The organism is Chryseobacterium sp. DZ-32, assembly GCF_059587025.1.
Genome location: NZ_JCAIOM010000013.1, coordinates 159896 through 180014, shown reverse-complemented (window position 1 = coordinate 180014; position 20119 = coordinate 159896). Strand labels below are relative to the sequence as shown.

Genomic DNA, 20119 nt, shown 5'->3' with positions numbered 1-20119 from the left:
TCAGAATAGGAAAATTCCTACTCTGATTTAAGTATATTTGAAATATTAAACTAGTCAACCTTTTTCAGGACTAGTCAATCTAGTGCATGGCTTCACTCAAATCTATTTTTTCTTTGCTCTTTCTTTCTTTTACCAGTAAGATAAACGGAATACATATCAGGAATACGATTCCGAGGTAAAGAAATACATCCATATAAGATAAAACAGTGGCCTGTTTTGTTACGGATAAGTCGAGCATTTTATAGGCGGCATTCATTGCTGCATCAGGAGTCATCCCTTTCGCTATGAAATTGGCCTTCAATGCTGCCAGTCTTTGCTGAACATCAAAACTGTTTTCGTCCAGGTGGGAAATTAAGTTATTTCTGTACTTCTGTCCCGCATTGGCAATAAAGGTGGTGATCGCTGCAATCCCGAAAGATCCTCCCAGCTGTCTCATCATCCCTGTAAAGGCTGCTCCCTGACCAATCTCCTGCCCTTTCAGGGTACTTAATGACAAAGAGGTAATCGGAATAAATAATAATCCCAGACCTGCTCCTCTTACAATCAGCATCCAGAAGAAGGCATCTTTACTGGTATCCGGGGTTAGAATTTTGTATCCCCAGAAACTGTAAACAAAGAAGATAAATAGTCCTAATGAAACCAGGATCTGCTGTTTTGCTCCTTTTGCCAGTAGTCTCCCAATGATGGGCATCATGAAGGCTGTCGTTAATGCAGCCGGAATCATCAAAGCTCCTGACTGAAGTGCTGTCCATCCCAAAATACTCTGGGTGTACAAAGGAACGATGAATGTAGAACCGTACAATCCGAATCCAAGAACGAATGACATCATAGTCCCGATTCTCAGGTTACTGTTTTTAAGTACTCTGAGCTCAACAATCGGGTACTTGAAGGTAAGTTCCCGCCAAAGGAATAGTATAAATCCTAAAATTGCTGCTACAGTGAAGGCTACGATCATTCCGCTTTCAAACCAGTCTTCTTCATGTCCTCTTTCCAGAATAAACTGTAATGAACCTACTGTTACTGCCAGCAGAGCAATTCCAAGCCAGTCAACATCTGAAGCTTTACGTTTTTCTGCATATTTCGGGCTTCTTACAAACTGAAGAGTCATCAGCGTTGCTGCAATCCCAATCGGAATATTAATATAGAAAATATAGGGCCAGCTGAAGTTATCAACGATGTATCCTCCAAGAGGCGGACCTAGTGTAGGACCGATAATTACCCCAAGGCCGTAAATAGCCTGAGCCATACTTCTTTTTTCAATCGGATAAGATTCCGTAATAATCGTTTGTGAGGTTACCAATAAGGCTCCACCCCCAATTCCCTGCATCAATCTGAAAAACACGAGTTCCCAGATATTGGTCGCATTTCCACATAAGAATGAAAATACGGTGAATATAATGATGGATGCCGCAAAGTAATTTCTACGCCCAAACTGCTGTGAAAGCCAGCTCGTCATCGGAACAATGATAACATTCCCGATGGCATACGCTGTAATCACCCACCCTACTTCTGAAAGCGTAGCTCCAAGATTCCCCTTCATTTCATTCAAGGCAACATTGACAATCGTGGAGTCTACAATTTCAAGAAGGGCACAAAGGATAGCCGTAATCGTAATAATTACTCTCCGCGCTCCATATTCTACTAATGAATCTTGCATAAGTTTTTTTCGATGTGAAAAATCAATGGCAAATTTTGCTTCGCAGGTGAATGGTGAATTGTAAAGCCTGCCTTTTAATTGACAGCAAAGCTGATTCACTCATGACAACGAAGTTCATTGATTTTTAACAATTTTAAATGTTATTTCAAAGCAACTTCTGCCTTCACGTTCATTCCTGTTCTTAATCTTTTGGCAATATTCTTGTCAAGATTTACAAAATCAATTTTTACAGGAAGTCTCTGAACTACTTTTACGAAGTTACCACTTGCATTATCCGGAGGAAGAATAGAGAAAGTAGCTCCAGTAGCAGGAGAGAATGAGCTTACCACTCCTTCAAATTCTTTATCAGGGAAGGCATCAATCTCAATTTTCACTTTCTGCCCTTCTACCATTTTATCTACCTGCGTTTCCTTAAAGTTGGCCACCACCCATTTCTGGTCGTTTTTAACCAAAGCAAACAACTGAGCTCCCGCCTGCAGATACTGACCTGCCTGCGTAGGTACTTTTCCAACGTATCCGTCTTCAGGAGCAAGGATTACTGTATAGGATAAATTCAATTTTGCATTTTCTACATCTACTTCTCTTTGTTTAGCAACAGAACCTGCCACACTGATTTGTTGTGAGCTTGCAGCCGTCTGAGAAGAAGCGATGTGAGTTTGCTGGGCAATTTGGTTTCTCTGATCCACTAAAACCTGCAACTGTCTGTCTGCAGATTGTTTTGCAGCCAAAGCCTGCTCATATTGTTGTTCTGTAATAGAATGGTCTTTTACAAGATTAGCATATCTCTTCAGATCCTGAGAAGTTTTCCAGACATTTACTTTTGCTGCTTCTATCTGAGCATTAGCAGTAACTACTGCTGCTTCTGAAGAACCTATATTTTTTGAAGTAGCTGTGGTAGTAGCTTCTGCATTTGAAATATTGCTTTTGGCTGTAGATAAAGCTGCCTGAGCCTGTTCCAGAGCCATTTTCTGATCCCTGTTATCCAAAATCACCAAGGTATCTCCTTTCTTCACAAACTGGTTGTCTTTTACTTTTACCTGAGCTACATAGCCAGAGATTTTAGAAATTACCGGTGCCATATTGGAAGCAATCTGAGCATCATCAGTCTCTTCGTGATACTGTCCGTAAGTAAAGGCTCTGTAACCGTAGATTCCTCCTCCGATTACTACTGCCGCTAAAATGATAGGAAAAACTAAACTTTTTTTCTTTTTAGGTTCAGCTGCCTGTGTATTATTATTTTCCATTTTGGTTTCGATCTGATTATTTAATTGTTAAAGTTCCTGTTGTCTGTAATAGTTTTCTGTATGCCAGCGCTGCGTCTGCCTTAGCATTGATCACGCCAACATTGGCCGCAATCTGAGCTGCGTCTGCATCCAGCAATTCAGTCATGGTTGCCAACCCGTTGTCGTATTTATTTTTGGTAATTCTGTAATTTTCATTAGCCTGCTCCGCCGATTTTTCAAAAACAGCAATTCTCTTTTTTGAATAGTCTGTGTTCTGATATTCTCTGTTGACATCAAGCTTAATGTTATCATTCAGTAATTCATCAGTAGCGGCAAGCTGTTTTTCTCTCGCCTGCGATTGTCTCAATGAAGAATTTTCTTTCCAAAGATTGGACAGGTTATAAGAAACCCCGATTCCTACATTGATGGCATTGTATACGGTAAGAAACTTAGGGATATCTGCTGCTACATACCCTCCGGTAAATGCAATAGAAGGAAGATTTTCAGCTTTTGCAGCTTTTGATCCCAGTTCTGCCGCTTTTCTCTGTTGTGCCAGAGCCTGTAAATCTTTACGGTTTTCTCTGGCTTCATTAACATAATAATCAACAGGTTTTACATCTGTTCCTTCTTCAATATAATTTTCATCTACTGCCAGTTCCGTTGTTTCGGGAAGACCAAGCAATAAATCCATATTGATGTTGGCAATATTGTAGTTATTCTTGGCTTCCAATAGCTGAAGTTCAATATTTGAGGTCTGAAGATTTGCCTTTAATCTGTCGTTTCTTGCAATCAAACCATTGTTTTCCATTTTAAGGAAGGTTTCATCTCTTTTTTGAGAAGCGGCAAGATTTTCTTCAAAAACCTTGATGGACTGGTTGGCTTTAAACAGGTTATTATAAGCCTGGGCAACGTTATAAGCAATGGCAATTTTATCATTTTCAGTGCTTAATTTAGAAGCTTCTACCAGATATTTTGCTGACTGAATTCCGTATTTGATTCTTCCACCGCTGTAAATGGGAACGCTAAGATTAGCAGAACCGTAAACTACCTGATGTATTTCAGGTCCGCCAGCTCCTCCTGCAAGACCTGGAAGTTTGATATCAACATTCGGTTTTATCGGAAGGTACATATAGCTACCTGACACCTTCAATTCCGGTAGTTGTCTGTTTTTAGCCTCCAAAAGATCAGCTGTAGCCTCTTCGATCTTGGCTGCATCGATCTTGAGATTCTTGCTGTTCTGGATTCCCAGCTGCACGGCCTCGTCAAGAGTAAGTGTTCTTTTCTCCTGAGCATTTGCATTTGCTATTCCTACGAATAGTGATAATGCAATCACTGAGTTATTTATTCTCTTCATAACCTAAAAGGTCTTTTAGTAAATATTTAATATGTTTATTAAGTTCTGTGTAGTATTTTTCATCAAAAGCTTCTTCATCTTCTGTTTCATTCAGGAACTCTTTATACATTTCTTTTGCATTGAATGCATAAAACAAGGTTCCGCTTACGGTAGAATGAAGGAGATAAATAGGTGGATTTTTGGTGAAAATTCCATTTTTAAGACCACTATCCAATATTTGCGAATACATAGAAAGGAATCCCATTTTGGTTTGCTTCAAAAATTCTATAATCTGAGGATTCTTGGTATGCAGCTGCTCTCTCTGCATAATCCTGTAGAAACATTTTTGAGTCCGGATCTTGTGAGAAAACTGATCGATTACTCTTTCAATCTTCTGCCATTCGTTGATGTCTGTTCTTCCCAAAAGGTCTTTTGAGAAAAACTGACCTTCATTCATTCTGTATTCCACTAATTTCTCATAAAGTTTTTCCTTAGAGCCAAAATAATATGAGATCATAGAGATGTTTACATTCGCCGCCTTTGCAATTTCCCGGGTGGAAGTTCCTTCGAATCCCTGTTCTGCAAAGAGCTTCTCGGCAGCGAATAATATATTTTCTTCTTTTGAAATCATGTTAGTGTTCATTTTTCAGGGCGCAAATGTACACAAGTTTTCATTCAAATCAAACGATTGATTGATTTTTTAATATAGATTTAATTTATTGCAAAGAAAAGACGGTTTCTATAATATATGCTGAAAGCGCAGGAAAGGCACTTTTTGATTAAAAGAGTTTTATTTTGAATTAATATTCGGGAAAACCTGAACAATAATTTTAATATTTTCAGAATGCATTCAATTGAAGTAAACGTAAAAATATAAGGAAAATAGAGCTGAAATAATAATCTGTTCAGGACAAAAACAAAAACTCCGGCATTTACCGGAGTTTATTTATGTGCTTTTATGAATATATCTTGATAATTTTATCCCCAGGTCGGTCCAGACGATTTTAGGGTTTCCGTTTCTGGTCAGGTGCAGATCAGCAGTATTGATTTCTTCTAAAATACTCTCAATATTGGCTCCGCTGATAAATTTTGAAAAACCGGCCCAATTGAAACCGTTCGCATTGATCTTTTTATAAACCAGATTTTCGGACTGATAATTCTGAAGCAGCGCCAGTCTGAAAATTTCAGAACAATAATTGAGGAAGTTTTTTTGCTTTTCTCTGTTCCACCCTGCAATTTCCCTTGCCCATAAAATAATACTTCTGAGATATTCCGGTTTCTTTTTTACCATAAATGCATCTCTTACCCATTGTACGAAAAGCTTTTCAAACTCGTTGCTTTTATCTCCGGAATTCAACAATTTTATAGCCTCATTGAGATCTCCCTGAGCTTCATGAACAATCTCTCTCACTTTTTCTTCTGAAACAGAGAAATTATTTTTAAGATAACTTTCTATATCTTCATCATTAATTCTTGGAATTTCTACAATCTGTGTTCTGGAAAGAATAGTTGGAAGAATATCGTTTGTACTTTCAGCTGTAAGAAGAATGACCGTTTTTGCTGGTGGTTCTTCCAAAAATTTCAAAAACTTATTAGAAGCGGCGACATTCATTTTATCTGCTCTCCACACGATAAGAATTTTGGTTCCTCCTTCATAACTTTTTAAAGAGAACTTCTGATTCTGGTCATCCACTTCATCCGCAGAAATAAATAACTGTTTATTTTCTGATTCTAAAAAAGCGGTCCAGTCATCATAACTTGCATAGGGTGAAGCCAGGATCATTTCTCTGAATTCATCAAATTTATTTTTGCTTAATGAGTTTTTATTATCCGTAAAAACCGGAAAGCTGAAATGCAGATCCAGATGATTGAGATGCTCAACCTTCGCAGCAGCATGTTCATTTTCCTGGCTGAAAATTTCCCGTGCATAGGCTAATACCATAGGCAGTGTTCCGTATCCCTCCTTTCCTATAAAAAGTTGGGCATGGCTCACTCTGTTTTCAGCAATGCTTTCTCTAAGAAGTTTTTTCAGATTCGTCTGTCCGGCGATGTTCTCCCAATTCATGTTTCAAAGATAAAAAATCTTATTTCAATTCATAAAATTAAGTCTGCTTAAAATGTATGAATGCAGATTAAAATTATGAAAGGGCTTTATATCTGATTGTATTATAGGTAATATCAATAATATGATGAGAGTTAAATTTAAAATTGGATTTTACAATTTAATGTCAGGCGATACATTTACAAAGTGTATTTTTATTGCTGAAAATTTGCATTTTTCTTTTAAAGGAAAGCCCTTAACAAACTTTAACCACATATAATTTTTACAATTCATTAATATTTAAGATATTTGCGCATTGTTTTAAAAATCAAGAATGAAAAAAATCTTTGTAGTATCATTCATATCAGTTGGATATTTTCTGAACGCACAGAGTCTAAGCAACTCTCCTTATGCAACTTATGGAATTGGAGATGTGAAATATGATAATACGATCGAAACTGCTTCTATGGGAGGTATATCTACTGCTTTTATAAGTGATTTTACCAGTAGTTTCAATTTTGCCAACCCGGCAAACAACGCCAATTTTGAACTTACGAGTATCAGACTGGAAGCTACCAACGAAAACAATTATTTCAAATCGAACTATAACGATATGAAATCTACAAAGCATTCTACGTATCTTTCCAATATTTCGATTGCATTTCCATTATCTTCAAAAGTAAAAATGGGGATCTCTTATCAGCCTTACAGTTCTAAAAGCTACGACATCGTAACGGAACAGTTTACAGAAGATAAAACTCCTCTTTACAAAAACAGCTTTAAAGGAAGCGGAACTTTAAATACGGCTCAGCTTGCTGTTTCTTATAAAATCAATCAGGAATTATCCGTAGGAGCAAAAGCCAACCTTTATTTCGGAGACCTTAACGACCTTAATGAATTCCGCGCTTACAACAGTAACCTTGGGACTTATGTAGGTGAATATGTTAATGGCTATGAGACTAAAAACAGAGTCAGAAACTTTAATTTTACACTAGGTACAAGTTACCAGACTTTAAATACACGTACTGATAAGAAGTTCACATTGGGAGCTACTGCTACTTTTGGGAATACCAGTAATATGACGACACAGTACGTCAACAGTACCTACAGATATTCTGATGCTCAGGAAACCACCAAGCTTAGCGGATCGGAAACCATTATTGAGCAAAAAGAAACAAAATCCAAAAACCTTCTTCCGTTACAGGCTTCATTAGGGGTTGGATATGGTAGTGAAAACCATTGGTTTGTATCAGGGCAGCTGGACTATAAAAAAGGAGAAGACATCTCTTATTTCGGTAAGACTTTTGATTTCCAGGACACTTACAGAATTTCTGCCGGTGGATGGTACCTTCCTAACTATAATAACTTCAGAAACTACTTCTCAAGGGTGATCTACCGATATGGAGCATTCTACGAAAGAGGAAATCTTAAACTTGAAGGAAACAGCATTAATAAGTTCGGTATTTCAGCCGGGGTAATGCTACCGTTCAAGAACAGCAGTATCACAAGAATGAGTGGTCTTGAAATCGGATTGGAAGTGGGTAAAAGAGGAACTCTTAAAAACAACCTGATCAACCAGAATTTCGTCAACCTGAGAATCGGCTTTAATTTCGCTGATAAATGGTTCAGAAAGACTCTTTATAACTAAGATGAATTTTTCAGAAAAAATATCATATAAAAATATAGCATGCCTTTTTAGTTGTGCTATATTTTTTATATTGACATCCTGTGAGGAGGATCTTACCAAAAGAAATGGCAACCAAAGCAAAAATTTCCCTTCACAGATTATCAACAACGCCAATATTATACAGCGAGACTCCGGCTTTGTGACTTTAAAAGCCAAAGCCCCCATCATTGAAAAATACGAACTGATCGACAGCCCCTATGTGGTAGCCCGAAAAGGAATTGATATTGAGTTTTTTGATAAAAAGAAACCTAAAGTTCCGGGAAGAATTACCGCTAAATATGCCCGTATTTTCGAATATAAAAAGTTCTACGAAGCCAAAGGTGATGTAAGGATAAAAACGAATGAAGGACAGAGATTTGCCATGCAGAGTATTTATTGGGATCAGAAAAGAAACAGAATCTACACCAAAGATACGGTTTATGTTACCATGGAAGACGGTTCTACACTGGTAGGAGCCAATGGAATGACTGCCAAAGATGACTTTTCCGAATACACATTCTATAACAATTCCGGAGATTTCAGTTCCAAAAGAATTTCTGAAAATAAAAAATAAATCCAAAAAGAATGAAAGCTGTGGCTATTGGACTGATGTCCGGGACAAGTCTGGATGGTCTGGATATCTGTCTTGCTGAATTTGAAAAGCAGGACACATGGACTTTTAAAATCCTGAAAGCCGAAACACTCTCCTATTCTGAGGATTGGGAAACCCAACTTAGAAACTCCATTCATCTTTCGTCCGAAGATTTGCTGGAACTGCATTCAGCGTATGGTTTTTATCTCGGGCAGCAGGTTAAAGCATTTATTCATCAGCATCAGCTTGAAAATATCGACTTGATTGCCTCTCATGGGCATACGGTTTTTCATCAGCCTAAAAGAAAATTCACCCTGCAGATCGGTGACGGCAGAGCCATAAAGCTGGAAACCGGATTACCTGTTATCTATGATTTCCGAAGCCAGGATGTGTTGATGGAAGGAAACGGAGCTCCTCTGGTTCCTATAGGTGATGCATTACTTTTCTCCGGATACAGCGCCTGTCTGAATTTAGGTGGATTTTCCAATATTTCTTTACAATGGGATGGGAAAAGGATCGCTTTTGATATTGCTCCCGTGAATATTGTTTTGAACCATCTGGCCCAGCAGCTGCATAAAAATTTTGATGAAAACGGAGCGCTAGCCGCACAAGGAGAGGTAGATGAGACTTTACTGAACCAGCTTAACAGCCTGGATTTCTACCAGATTTCGCATCCAAAATCTTTGGGAATAGAATGGTGCCATCAACATATATTTCCCCTTCTTGAAAATATTGAAGCCTTAGATGCTCTGGCCACTTTTACAGAACATGCTGCCCAGCAGATTGCCAACGTCATCAATGAATATAGTATAAAAGACATCCTTATCACCGGAGGAGGCGCTTACAACACTTTTTTAATCGAAAAAATAAGAGCAAAAACAAAGGCCGAAGTGATCATCCCTGAAAAAGAGATCATCGATTATAAAGAAGCCCTGATTTTTGCCTTTATGGGCGTTTTAAAGATGAATAACGAGATCAATGTATTGTCTTCTGCCACCGGAAGTACAGCGGATCATTGTTCGGGAGTTATTGCATAAAAAAACTTTCCTGTAAAATAAAAAAACCTTCAAAAATGAAGGTTTTTATTATTTATAAGCTTCGATTTTATCCGTAAGCGTATTGATAAAGTTCTGTAGAGGCTTTTCTACCATCATTTTGATGAATGGATTGAATTTCCCTTCAAATAACATCTGAACTTCAGTCTGGTTTTCACTGATCGGGTTCAATGTCGCTGTTAATGAGAAGTCCAGACTTGAACTTGCAGATCTTAAAACAGCTTTCTGATCATCCACTTCATCTATTTTTAAAGCGATTTCAGGCATTCCCTGTAATCCAAATTTAAATCCGTTATCTCTTGTTTCAAATTTCTGAAGACCGTCCGGCATAAAATCTTTATAATTTTCAGGTGATTTCAGCAACTCTGTAAGTTCTTTAGATGATTTATTGACAATAATCTTTCGTCCTTCTAAATTCATTTTTTATTTTTGTATTTAAATTCTTAACTATTACAAATGTATAAAGTTTTTGTCAACGAAAAAAAATTATTACTATCTAAGCATCCTGAAGAACTTGAAAAAAAGCTTGGGTACGAAAATTATACCACTTTAGAGATCGCCCTGGATCTTCTGGAGAATACTTCTGTGCAGGAACTTAATGTGTATGGAGAGAATTTGGATGAAATCTGGCAGGAGTTTCAAAAGCTTTTCAGAATTATAGAGGCTGCAGGAGGTCTTGTTAATAATCCTGAAGGTAAGATTCTTTTCATCAGAAGATTAGGCAAATGGGATCTTCCAAAGGGTAAGATGGAAAAAGGAGAATCCAGAGAAGAGTCTGCCGTAAGGGAAATAGAAGAAGAAACAGGGTTGAGTGATGTTGAGCTTGTACAATTCATCAACACGACTTATCATATCTATGTAGAAAGAAACGGGGAGAAAATCTTAAAATGCACCCATTGGTTTGAAATGAACTTTGACGGCGAAGATACTTCCAAACCGCAGATAGAAGAAGGTATCACCGAAGTAGCCTGGAAAACGACCTCAGAAATTGAAAATGAAGTATTCCCGAGTACTTTTAAAAATATCAAACTGATCGTAAAAGAATTCTGGAATTTGAAGAAATCTTAAAAGCCGGAAGCTGGAAGAATGAAGCCGGAAGTTACTATCCGGCCAATTACTTCTTTAAGTTATTCATCAGTGAAATTTTATAAAGCTGAAGAAATAAGAGAACGGTCTTTAATTTCCTTCCTTCATGAACACTCCTCCCCCAGCGCCCAGCTTCCTTACTTTAAATAAAGTCGATCACTTTCTCCAGAGCAATTCCTCTGGAACCTTTCAACAATATATTGTCAGACTGAATGGTATTCTGCTTCAGGTATTCTGCTAATTCGGCCGTATTTTCAAAAGCAAACTCTGAATCATTAACCGCTTTAAAATGTTTTCCGACAGTAATGATCTCATCGAAATGAAGATCCTGAGCCAGTTTTAAGATGTTCTGATGCTCTTTCTCACTTTCATCACCCAATTCCAGCATATCACCGATGATAATGGTTTTGCTGCCTTCAAAACTGATAAAGTTATTTAAAGAAGCGGTCATAGAGCTTGGATTGGCATTGTAAGTATCAAGCACCAAAGTCCTGCCCTCTTTTTTCACCACCTGAGATCTCATATTGGTGGGGGTATACAGCTCCAGAGCATGTTTTATTTTTTCAAAGCTGATTCCGAAATGAAGGCCAAGACTGGCAGCAGCACAGAGATTGGTAAAGTTATACTCTCCTGTCAGTTTTGAAACGGCTTTTACGCCCTGATAGGTCAATCCTACAAAATGTTCAGCGGAAAAAGATTCAAAATTGTAATCCGATGTTTCTTTTCCAAAAGTAATTTTAGGTGAATAGTTTTCAGTCTTTTCAGCCTGGATCGGATCGTTTTCATTCACAACAATTGTTCTGTTGTTATTTTTAAGATAATCATACAGCTCAGACTTTCCTTTGATTACTCCCTCAAAACCTCCGAAGCCTTCCAGATGAGCTTTCCCAAAGTTGGTAATATACCCCAAATCAGGTTGTGAAATGGTACACAGGAATTCAATTTCCTTTTGATGATTCGCTCCCATTTCAATCACAGCCATTTCATGTTCCGGCTTAATGGAAAGGATTGTCAACGGAACTCCGATATGGTTGTTCAGATTTCCTGATGTATACTGAACGTTAAATTTTTCCGAAAGAACAGCATGGATAAGCTCTTTTGTAGTCGTCTTTCCATTACTTCCAGTAAGCCCGATAAAAGGAATATGAAGCTGGTTTCTGTGATAGATTGCCAATTGCTGTAAAAATTCCAGCGTAGACGGAACATAGAAAATGTTTTTATCTCTGTTTTCAAATTCCGGAAGTTCAACAATCACTGCCAGAGCTCCGTCATCAATGGCTTTTTCTGCCAGCGTAGCTGCATTGAAATTCTCACCGGAAAAGGCAAAGAAAATATCATTCTCTGCTATTTTTCTGCTGTCAATGGTTACTTTTGCCGCCTGCAGAAATAAAGGATAAAACTGTTCTATATTCATGTGGAAATATATATTTTTTTTAAGAATTGACATGCAACCGCCAAATCTACACGAGTATTTCAGGCTTTTCAGCCCAAGCGGTTTCATGGTTCAAAAATAAAAAAACCTTCCGAAAGTCCGGAAGGTTTTTTGTAAGTATTTTTTGATAAATATTATCTTCTAGTTCTACTCTTATCGCTGGCTTTAGCATCCTGTGCAACACGGAAACCTACCCAACCATAAGCTCTGTTTTGATTTTTATATCTTCTTTGTCCCGGATCCAGCCAGTATGCTGTATCCTGCCATGAACCTCCTTTTACTACTCTAACCTCGTTAGAGATTGCAGAAGTTCTGTCTTTGGTATCTTTTTGTAGTTTCACTCTACCGCTTCCATCTACAACGAAGCTTGTTTTAGGAGCGTTGTACATATCGAATCCGGCAGCAGAATCAGAAGCTCTGTAATATTCTAAAGAAGACTGTCTGTCACCATCTCTGTAGTTTCTGTAGTCAGCAATAGTTTGTCTTTCGAATTGTCCAGGAAGTCCTCTGTAAACTAATCTTCCATCCGCTAACGTATCATACTTGATAGTACCTTCGTCGATCATTTTATAAGTTCCGTCACCGTTTCTTACGATCGCCTGAGGCATGTTTCCTCTGTAGTAGTTGAAATCGTTGTAATCTTCATCGATGATAGGTCTGTAAACGTCAGCCGTCCATTCAGAAACGTTTCCGTACATACCGTAGATTCCTAAATCGTTAGATGGATATTGTCTTACGTCAGAAGTCTGAGCTGATCCGTCATTTTTCCAACCTGCGATACCAGAATAATCACCTCTACCCATTTTGAAGTTTTCAAGGAACATTCCTCTGTCTCTTCCTTTGGAACCTCTTAATCTTTCAATTTGAGGTTTTTTACCCAGATATTGGTTATATTCTCTGTTTTTAGCCATACCCAGAGCTGCATATTCCCATTCTACTTCAGTAGGAAGTCTGAACTTCTGTACCATTGCAGAATTCGGAGCTCTGTTAGCTGCAAGCAATCTCTGGTTTGTCGTTTTCATACCAGTTTTCTGCTGCATTCTTTTCTCATTGATATATCCCTGCATTTCAGGATCATTCGATTTGAATTTATCCATGTTGAAAGCAGTTCCTCCCTGGTTGTTGGATTCGTTGATATACAAATCTTTGGCAATAATACCAGCCTGCATCAAAGCTTTTTCATTGGCTCTGTCAGACAGCCATTCACAGTATCTGTTTGCCTGAGTCCAGGAAACTCCTACTACCGGATAGTAATCAAATTCCGGAGAACGCAGATACGTTTCGTTATAATCGTTTCTTGCTAATTTGTTGTCCCATAATAAGGTATCCGGCAAAGCACCGTTATAGATCTCCTTAAAACTCGGGTCACTTGGTGGGAATACATACTTCAACCATGTAAGGTATTCGCGGTATTCGTAGTTAGTAATTTCAGTTTCTCCGATAAAGAATGAACTTACCTGCATTCTGCGAGGTGTGTTATTCCAATCGTGCATAACATCATCTTTCACTAATCCCATTGTAAAAGTTCCACCTTCTACATATACCATCCCAGGCCAACCCTTCTGCTTCTGTTGCTTTCCTGCAAAAAACCAACCCTGTTTTTCGTTTGGTTTCCAACCTGTTTTGCTGACAAATTTTTTGGTACCGCCACCTTTGCTGGTTCCTGATCCGCCACAGCTGGTTAATGCAAGTGTAGAACTTAATGCTATTAATGAAAACAACTTTAGTTTTTTCATAGTCGATATAAATATTTTCAAAGTACAAAGAAAAAATAAATTATTCAATAAATCAAGTAAACATTTGATTTTTTTGAAAAACGTTAACAAATTAATTTTATTGTATCACAATTTAATTCTAAAATTTTCATTTATTTTGTAATTTAGCAATTTCAATAGTAAACATGAAACGAAAAATTACGATTTTATCTTTAATCGCTTTTGCATCAACACTTTACGCTCAAAGAAACACCATAGAATGGAATGGTTCTAAAATCCAGGATTTTGGTGACACAAAATTAAATCTTCCTAATTTTAAAAATGAAGGTTTTTCTTACAGCCAAAATAATGTTTTTATCGTAAGCAAGCAAAAAATCGGAGAAAAGCAATTAAAAATCTCAGACCTTGTCTGGGAAAGCGTTTCAAATCAGGATTTGTTTGAGCTGGATAAGGGCAGACTTCCTGATTATGATGTAGCAGATGTTTCCTATTATACTTTAGATGGTGAAAGCTATGCCAGCATTAGTATTGCTTTATTTAAAAATGTAAAAGGCCGTGTTCAGAGATTATCTTCGTTTAATGTTTCGGAAGCTTCTTCTTTTATCAATACAACAGGAACTGTTAATAAAATAGGAACCACCGGCAATCCTTTATCAAGTGGAAATTTTTATAAAATAAAGGTAGACAAGTCCGGAGTATTCAAAATCACTTCGCAGTTTTTAAAAGACAACGGAATCAATCCGGGTTCTGTAAATCCTAAAAATTTCAGAATTTATGGAAACGGGGGAATCATGCTTCCCGAATACAACCAGGATCCAAGATACGGTGCTTTACAGGAAAATGCCATTCAGGTGGTAGGTGAAGATGACGGGGTATGGAATGACAATGACTACGCTCTTTTCTATGCACAGGGTCCAGACGGATACAACCTTTATGATACTTCCAACGGGAACGGTTTTAAAAGACACGATACCCGGTTCAGTGAAAGAAGCAATAATGTCAAAAACATCTATGAGGATTTCTCCTATTATTATATCAACTTTGATAAAGGTGCGGGAAAAAGGGTTGCGACTGTAGACGGAAACCTTCCTGCCCAGCTGATTACAAGGTATGACAGTTACCAGGTGATCAACAAGGATCAGAAAAACCTGCTAAAAGTGGGTAGAACATGGGTAGAAGATACTCCTTTCACCAATGAAAAAACAGTAACATTTACTACCAATTCCCCGATACAGGCGAATGATGTCATACGATACAGAACCCAGGTGGTAGCGTACAATTCGCAGCAGAATACGATAGATTTTAAAATCAACAATTTAAATCCGCACCCGCTGCAGGTAATTCCTACAGACACCTCTTCGTATCAGTATACTTTCTATCCGGTAACTTATACTGGAACATTAACCAATCTTACCGGAAATCAGTTTACACTGGTTTATAATCCTGATATCTCCAAGAATCCGAATGGAACTTTCTATTTTGATTATGTAGAGGTTCAGTATAAGGAAAACCTTGCATTCAATGGTTCACAAATGAACTTCAGGGATTACTCAATTGTAAGTGGAAGCAATACAGACTATGGTTTCAGTATCAGTAATGCTGCTGCTATAGAACAGGTATGGGATGTAACGGATATTACAAACGCCAATAGAAGAGTGAATAAGGCAGGAGCCGGTTCCTTCAGCTTTGCGTACACTGCTGCTGATCAGAATTTCAACAATGAGTTTGTAGCTTTCCGTGCTGATGCGGCTTTCAGTCCGCAGTTTGTGGGAAGAATCTCGAATCAGAATCTTTCCGCAATACAAAACGTAGATTATCTGATCCTTACCGTTCCTGAAATGATGGGCCAGGCACAGAGAATTGCCAACTACCATCAAACCAAGAATAACTATAAGGTAGAAATTGTTGACATCAATAAAATCTACGAGGAATATGGCAGCGGAAGTAAAGATCTTACCGCGATAAGAGATTTCGTAAGTAAACTCAATACTCCACTGGGGAGACTTCAATATGTATTTATCCTTGGGGATGCTTCATACGATTATAAAAACAGGGTTCCGAATAATTCAAACGTTGTTGCCAGCTATCAGAGTGAGCAGTCTTCCGATTATGTATCCTCTTTTGTGACGGATGACTATATCGTAATGACCAAGCCGCAGAATACATTATTAATTGAAAACAACCTTCCGGATCTTCCGGTTGGCAGAATTCCGGCAGCCAATGCCAGTGAAGCCGGAGATATGATCAATAAAACACTGGCTTACTATAATTCCCTTCAGGGACAGTCGAGCCCGTTTGGAGACTGGCGTATGCGACTTGACTTTGTAGTGGATGATAACAACGAAGGGGGAAGCCCTTTCCACAATGTCATGAACAACTCCCTTGCCGGCATATTTGAACAGCCTGGCCAGCAGGAACTTAAAGAGTATAATGTTAAAAAATTATACATGGATGCCTTTACCGCCCAGAGTACTTCCGGGGGACGAAGATATCCGCAGGTAAACCAGGCCATTTCCAATGCTATCGGAAACAGCTTATATCTGTTTTATTTCGGACACGGAGGAATCAATGGCTGGGCACAGGAAAGAGTACTTACCAGCACAGAAGTTCAGAATGCCAACAATTTCTCTAATGTATACAGCAGATTCCCGTTTGTATCTACCATTACCTGTGAGTTTACATTATGGGACGAACCTTCAACCAACTCTGTAGGAGAACAGTTTATTAAGATGAAACAGGGAGGTGTTTCTACCATGATTACCTCCAGCCGTGCTATCGGGGTTGATTATGGACGTGATTTTACCAATACCTTTACTCAGAATATTTTTAAGTTAACCAATGACGACTTTAATACGCTGGGGAATGCCCACTTAATTGCCAAAAAACAAAAAGGACCAAACAGTAACCACTTAAAAGTAAACTTACTGGGTGATCCTGCCATGAAATTAAGCAGACCACAAAGACTCCTGGTTATTGATAATATTGAAACACCTGTTCCGGGACTGATCAGAGGGCTGGATTTTGTAAAAATCAAAGGACACATCAATAATCCGAACGGAACACTGAACAATACCTTCAACGGAAAGGTCAGCATCAATATTTTTGATAAGAGATTAAATAAAAAAACATTAAATAACAGTGGCGTTTTATCTCCGGTGTTAGAGTATACTGAGGAAGGAAGTGCTATTGTAAAATCTGCAGGAACTGCTGTAAATGGGGTTTTCACTGCTGAATTCTATGTACCTAAAGACATTAACTATGCTGTAGGCCAGGGAAGAATACTAGCCTATGCAGATAATAAGTCAACGGATGTTTTCAACAATCAGGCTGTACAGGTTGGCGATATTAATCCAAACGGAATCAATGATAATCAGCCTCCAAAAGTAAAACTGTATATGAACAACACCAACTTTGCAGATGGTGGAATTACCAATCAGAATCCAATGCTTCTTGCCTGTCTTACCGATGATACAGGAATCAATTCAACAGGATCCGGTGTAGGGCATGATATTACAGTATATCTTGACGGGCAGATTATCAATACTGTTGTTTTAAATGATTTTTATGCTCCGGGAGAAGGAAACGGATGTTTAAATCCTAGTCTTGCCGAATACCAGAAAGGAAATGTAACCTACCCTTTCAGAAATCTTGCAATAGGACAGCATCAATTAACATTTAAAGTTTGGGATATAAACAATAATTCTACAACTGCTACGTTAAATTTTGAAGTTAAAGATGAGTCTGACCAGCATCTGACAATAAACCGTCCGCTGAACTGGCCAAATCCATTTACCAACAAAACCTATATTCAGTTTGAACACAATTGTGATGATATTCTGGATGTGAACGTACAAATTTATACAATAACAGGAAGATTGGTAAGAACTTTGTCGCAGCCGGTGGTTGCAGAACCGTTCCTACAGGGCTTCAGAACCCCTCGTCAGGCCATAGAATGGGACGGAAGAGATGATTTTGGAGCTACTGTAGCAAAAGGTACGTATATTTTTAAGATATTTGCAAAAAGTCAAAATCAAGAAAAATGCAAAGGAAGTGCTACAGCTGTAGAAAAAATGGTACTTTTGAAATAATTAAACAGAACAATAGATAATAATATTAATAAAAAACTGATAATATATAAAAGACAACATATGAATTTAACTACTAAACTGCTATTAGGATTTGGTTTGAGTGCTGGTTTTTTAGGCTATTCGCAAGATTTAGGTAAAGTAAACCCAGTTCTTACCGGAGCTCCTTTCTTAAGAATTGCACCTGATGCAAGATCGGGAGGTATGGGAGATCAGGGGGTGGTAACCTCTCCGGATGCATTTTCACAATTCTGGAATGCGGCTAAATACCCTTTCAGCAGGACAAGTTCTTCCGTAGGTCTTAACTATACGCCTTACATGGGAAAACTTACCAATGATGTATTCTTATTATATGCTTCGTTCCATAAGTTTTTGGGGCAGGAAGAAAGATCTACAATTTCTGCGAGTATCTATTATTTCAATATGGGACAGGTAGACCTGACTCAATTGGTGGGTACAGAAATTGCTTCAATGGGTACATCAAAACCAAACGAATTCTCCATTGACGTTGCCTACGCTTTGAAACTTTCTGATTCATTCTCCGGAGCTGTTACCGGTAGATTTATCCGTTCAGACTTAGCCGGAGGATTCAACACAGATACAACACTTAAGGCTGCGAACAGTTTTGCAGTAGACGTTTCAGGATACTATACCTCTCCAAGATTCTCCAGTATTGGCGGATATGATGGTAAAATCAATGCAGGTTTAGCTATTCAGAACTTAGGTCCAAAACTGGATTATACAGGGAATGAAGAATCAAGATCTTATCTTCCTACTATGGCAAGATTAGGGGTTGGATACGATATGTACCTGGATGATATGAACAGAGTTGGAATTTCTGTGGAAGGTTCAAAACTATTAGTTCCTGGATCTGAGTATGCAGGAATAGACCCGAATACAAGACAGCCTATCTACCAGATCCCGAATGTAGGACCAATGGCTGGTATCGGAAAATCTTTCAAAAATAAAAACAGTATCATGTATAGTGGTGCTCTGGAATATTCTTATGACAATGCATTTTCTGTAAGAGGAGGTTACTTCCATGAAAGTGAAGAGCAGGGAGCAAGACAGTTTGCAACTGCAGGGGTTGGGCTAAGATACCGTTCTTTCGGACTTGATCTTTCTTACCTGATCAATATGTCTAAGATCAACAGTGCTTTGGATAACACGCTTCGTTTCGGTCTAACCTGGAACATCGGAGAAGAAACATCCAACAACGATCGTTAATAAAAGAAAAAGCGATAAAAAAAGCCTCATACATTATTGTATGGAGGCTTTTTTTATGTCAATTGTCAATGGTGAATCCGCTTCGCTTGTCAATTTTTTTATGCTGCAACCATTCACCATTCACTTTGCGAAGCAAAAATTCACTTTTGACCTTTAAATAATGTAATTGTATAGTCAAGAAGTTTTCCATCACCGTAGTCGCCATGGCCGGGAACTACAATTTTCACATCCGGATATTCTTTTTTTACTTTTTCAACGGTATTGGACCAGGCAAAAACATTGGCATCACCCAAATATCCTTTACCTGCCTCCAGCTCTTTTAACAAACAGCCTCCAAATAAAACATTCTCGCTTGGAAAATATCCCACAGCATTGTCTTTTGTATGCCCTTCGCCGAAAAATTTTGCTATGACATCTTTATCCCCGACTTTTAAAATAACAGAATCATTAAAACTGTTTTCAGGAATAACAAAATTATTTTCTCTGGCCAGCTCAATTGTTTTCACATAGGAATAGGATGAAATATTGTGCTTATGAAAAGTCATCAATCCTCCCAAACTGTCATCATGAAAATGGGTTGGAATAATGGCCTTAATTTTCGAATCAAGCTTTTCATTAATCCATTGTATCAGCTCTTCTGAACTTTTATCATTGGTAGGTGTATCAAAAACAACGGTTTCGTGATGATCTTTTACAATCAATCCATTACAGGGTACATTCCCGAAATCATTGGTCTGTTTAAAGGAGGTATGAATAAAAGAATTCTCTGAAATCTGAGTAATGATCAGGGTTTTTGATTCATATATTTTCTTTGCTTTAAAACTGTTTTTGCTCTGTGAGCTACAGCTTAACATGATCAAAGGAAACAAAATGGCCACTATATTTTTACTGATGAAATTCATAAAATGATAATTTACGCTTGAGATAAGCTAAGATAGGAATTCGTGGAACAGGATTTGTTAGCTGTTGTGTTAAAAAATGACGAATTGTAAGTGGCGAATCATTCA

General features: G+C 38.0%; 15 protein-coding genes. 6 read left to right on the top strand and 9 right to left on the bottom strand.

Annotated elements, in window-relative coordinates:
• Positions 1–79 precede the first annotated feature (79 nt).
• The 5 genes from AC59HC_RS15930 to AC59HC_RS15910 form a co-directional block, all read right to left on the bottom strand.
• Positions 80–1657, bottom strand: a complete 1578-nt coding sequence (locus tag AC59HC_RS15930) for a DHA2 family efflux MFS transporter permease subunit (RefSeq protein WP_062674556.1) — start codon at positions 1655–1657, stop codon at positions 80–82.
• Positions 1658–1797: 140 nt separating this feature from the next.
• Entirely contained in the window at positions 1798–2901 is a 1104-nt protein-coding gene (locus tag AC59HC_RS15925; RefSeq protein ID WP_496558977.1) for an HlyD family secretion protein, read from the bottom strand.
• Positions 2902–2917: 16 nt separating this feature from the next.
• Positions 2918–4234: a TolC family protein gene (locus AC59HC_RS15920; protein ID WP_202838981.1), complete on the bottom strand. Its 1317-nt coding sequence runs from the start codon at positions 4232–4234 to the stop codon at positions 2918–2920.
• Complete coding sequence (locus AC59HC_RS15915; RefSeq protein WP_496558976.1) at positions 4218–4856, bottom strand: TetR/AcrR family transcriptional regulator; 639 nt, start codon at positions 4854–4856, stop codon at positions 4218–4220. The genes AC59HC_RS15920 and AC59HC_RS15915 overlap by 17 nt, the downstream gene beginning before the upstream one ends.
• Before the next feature lie 303 nt (positions 4857–5159).
• Complete coding sequence (locus tag AC59HC_RS15910) at positions 5160–6278, bottom strand: DNA polymerase III subunit (RefSeq protein WP_496558975.1); 1119 nt, start codon at positions 6276–6278, stop codon at positions 5160–5162.
• A 310-nt stretch (positions 6279–6588) separates the two neighbouring features.
• On the opposite strand from AC59HC_RS15910, the gene bamG reads away from it, so the two are divergent.
• Genes bamG through AC59HC_RS15895 form a run of 3 tightly spaced genes read left to right on the top strand, consistent with a single transcriptional unit; the run spans position 6589 to position 9549 of the window.
• Complete coding sequence (gene bamG, locus AC59HC_RS15905) at positions 6589–7902, top strand: BamG family beta-barrel-assembly machinery protein (RefSeq protein WP_137905272.1); 1314 nt, start codon at positions 6589–6591, stop codon at positions 7900–7902.
• Between the two features lies 1 nt (position 7903).
• Entirely contained in the window at positions 7904–8494 is a 591-nt protein-coding gene (lptC, locus tag AC59HC_RS15900; protein ID WP_110011447.1) for an LPS export ABC transporter periplasmic protein LptC, read from the top strand.
• Positions 8495–8505: 11 nt separating this feature from the next.
• Positions 8506–9549: an anhydro-N-acetylmuramic acid kinase gene (locus AC59HC_RS15895; protein WP_496558974.1), complete on the top strand. Its 1044-nt coding sequence runs from the start codon at positions 8506–8508 to the stop codon at positions 9547–9549.
• Between the two features lie 48 nt (positions 9550–9597).
• Here the strand turns inward: AC59HC_RS15895 and AC59HC_RS15890 are convergent, their stop codons facing one another.
• Positions 9598–9987, bottom strand: coding sequence for a hypothetical protein (locus AC59HC_RS15890; protein WP_034699917.1), 390 nt, complete (start codon positions 9985–9987; stop codon positions 9598–9600).
• Positions 9988–10023: 36 nt separating this feature from the next.
• Here AC59HC_RS15890 and AC59HC_RS15885 point away from each other — a divergent pair, with 36 nt between their 5' ends.
• Positions 10024–10635: an NUDIX hydrolase gene (locus tag AC59HC_RS15885; protein WP_062674523.1), complete on the top strand. Its 612-nt coding sequence runs from the start codon at positions 10024–10026 to the stop codon at positions 10633–10635.
• Between the two features lie 160 nt (positions 10636–10795).
• Here AC59HC_RS15885 and AC59HC_RS15880 read toward each other — a convergent pair whose 3' ends face one another.
• Both AC59HC_RS15880 and gldJ read right to left on the bottom strand, forming a co-directional pair.
• Positions 10796–12067 carry a UDP-N-acetylmuramoyl-tripeptide--D-alanyl-D-alanine ligase gene (locus AC59HC_RS15880; protein ID WP_496558973.1) on the bottom strand — a complete coding sequence of 424 codons (1272 nt, stop codon included), beginning with the start codon at positions 12065–12067 and terminating at the stop codon, positions 10796–10798.
• Between the two features lie 152 nt (positions 12068–12219).
• Positions 12220–13821 (bottom strand): gliding motility lipoprotein GldJ, encoded by a 1602-nt coding sequence (gene gldJ, locus AC59HC_RS15875; protein WP_110011788.1) that lies wholly within the window; start codon positions 13819–13821, stop codon positions 12220–12222.
• A gap of 164 nt (positions 13822–13985) precedes the next feature.
• On the opposite strand from gldJ, the gene porU reads away from it, so the two are divergent.
• Both porU and porV read left to right on the top strand, forming a co-directional pair.
• Positions 13986–17888, top strand: coding sequence for a type IX secretion system sortase PorU (porU, locus tag AC59HC_RS15870; protein WP_496558972.1), 3903 nt, complete (start codon positions 13986–13988; stop codon positions 17886–17888).
• Positions 17889–17948: 60 nt separating this feature from the next.
• A complete protein-coding gene (gene porV, locus AC59HC_RS15865; protein ID WP_062674515.1) occupies positions 17949–19112 on the top strand; it encodes a type IX secretion system outer membrane channel protein PorV in 1164 nt (387 codons plus the stop codon).
• 140 nt (positions 19113–19252) lie between these two features.
• Here the strand turns inward: porV and blaCHM are convergent, their stop codons facing one another.
• The gene (blaCHM, locus tag AC59HC_RS15860) at positions 19253–20014 is read right to left on the bottom strand and encodes a CHM family subclass B1 metallo-beta-lactamase (RefSeq protein WP_343640058.1); all 762 of its coding nucleotides are present in this window, start codon (positions 20012–20014) and stop codon (positions 19253–19255) included.
• Between the last annotated feature and the right edge of the window lie 105 nt (positions 20015–20119).

Bases quoted from the DNA above. Each gene is read 5' to 3' on its own strand.
- AC59HC_RS15890 (WP_034699917.1), bottom strand. From the start codon at position 9,987: ATGAATTTAGAAGGACGAAAGATTATTGTCAATAAATCATCTAAAGAA.
- AC59HC_RS15920 (WP_202838981.1), bottom strand. From the start codon at position 4,234: ATGAAGAGAATAAATAACTCAGTGATTGCATTATCACTATTCGTAGGA.
- AC59HC_RS15930 (WP_062674556.1), bottom strand. From the start codon at position 1,657: ATGCAAGATTCATTAGTAGAATATGGAGCGCGGAGAGTAATTATTACG.
- porU (WP_496558972.1), top strand. From the start codon at position 13,986: ATGAAACGAAAAATTACGATTTTATCTTTAATCGCTTTTGCATCAACA.
- AC59HC_RS15910 (WP_496558975.1), bottom strand. From the start codon at position 6,278: ATGAATTGGGAGAACATCGCCGGACAGACGAATCTGAAAAAACTTCTT.
- porV (WP_062674515.1), top strand. From the start codon at position 17,949: ATGAATTTAACTACTAAACTGCTATTAGGATTTGGTTTGAGTGCTGGT.
- lptC (WP_110011447.1), top strand. From the start codon at position 7,904: ATGAATTTTTCAGAAAAAATATCATATAAAAATATAGCATGCCTTTTT.
- AC59HC_RS15895 (WP_496558974.1), top strand. From the start codon at position 8,506: ATGAAAGCTGTGGCTATTGGACTGATGTCCGGGACAAGTCTGGATGGT.
- AC59HC_RS15880 (WP_496558973.1), bottom strand. From the start codon at position 12,067: ATGAATATAGAACAGTTTTATCCTTTATTTCTGCAGGCGGCAAAAGTA.
- AC59HC_RS15925 (WP_496558977.1), bottom strand. From the start codon at position 2,901: ATGGAAAATAATAATACACAGGCAGCTGAACCTAAAAAGAAAAAAAGT.
- bamG (WP_137905272.1), top strand. From the start codon at position 6,589: ATGAAAAAAATCTTTGTAGTATCATTCATATCAGTTGGATATTTTCTG.
- blaCHM (WP_343640058.1), bottom strand. From the start codon at position 20,014: ATGAATTTCATCAGTAAAAATATAGTGGCCATTTTGTTTCCTTTGATC.
- AC59HC_RS15885 (WP_062674523.1), top strand. From the start codon at position 10,024: ATGTATAAAGTTTTTGTCAACGAAAAAAAATTATTACTATCTAAGCAT.
- AC59HC_RS15915 (WP_496558976.1), bottom strand. From the start codon at position 4,856: ATGAACACTAACATGATTTCAAAAGAAGAAAATATATTATTCGCTGCC.
- gldJ (WP_110011788.1), bottom strand. From the start codon at position 13,821: ATGAAAAAACTAAAGTTGTTTTCATTAATAGCATTAAGTTCTACACTT.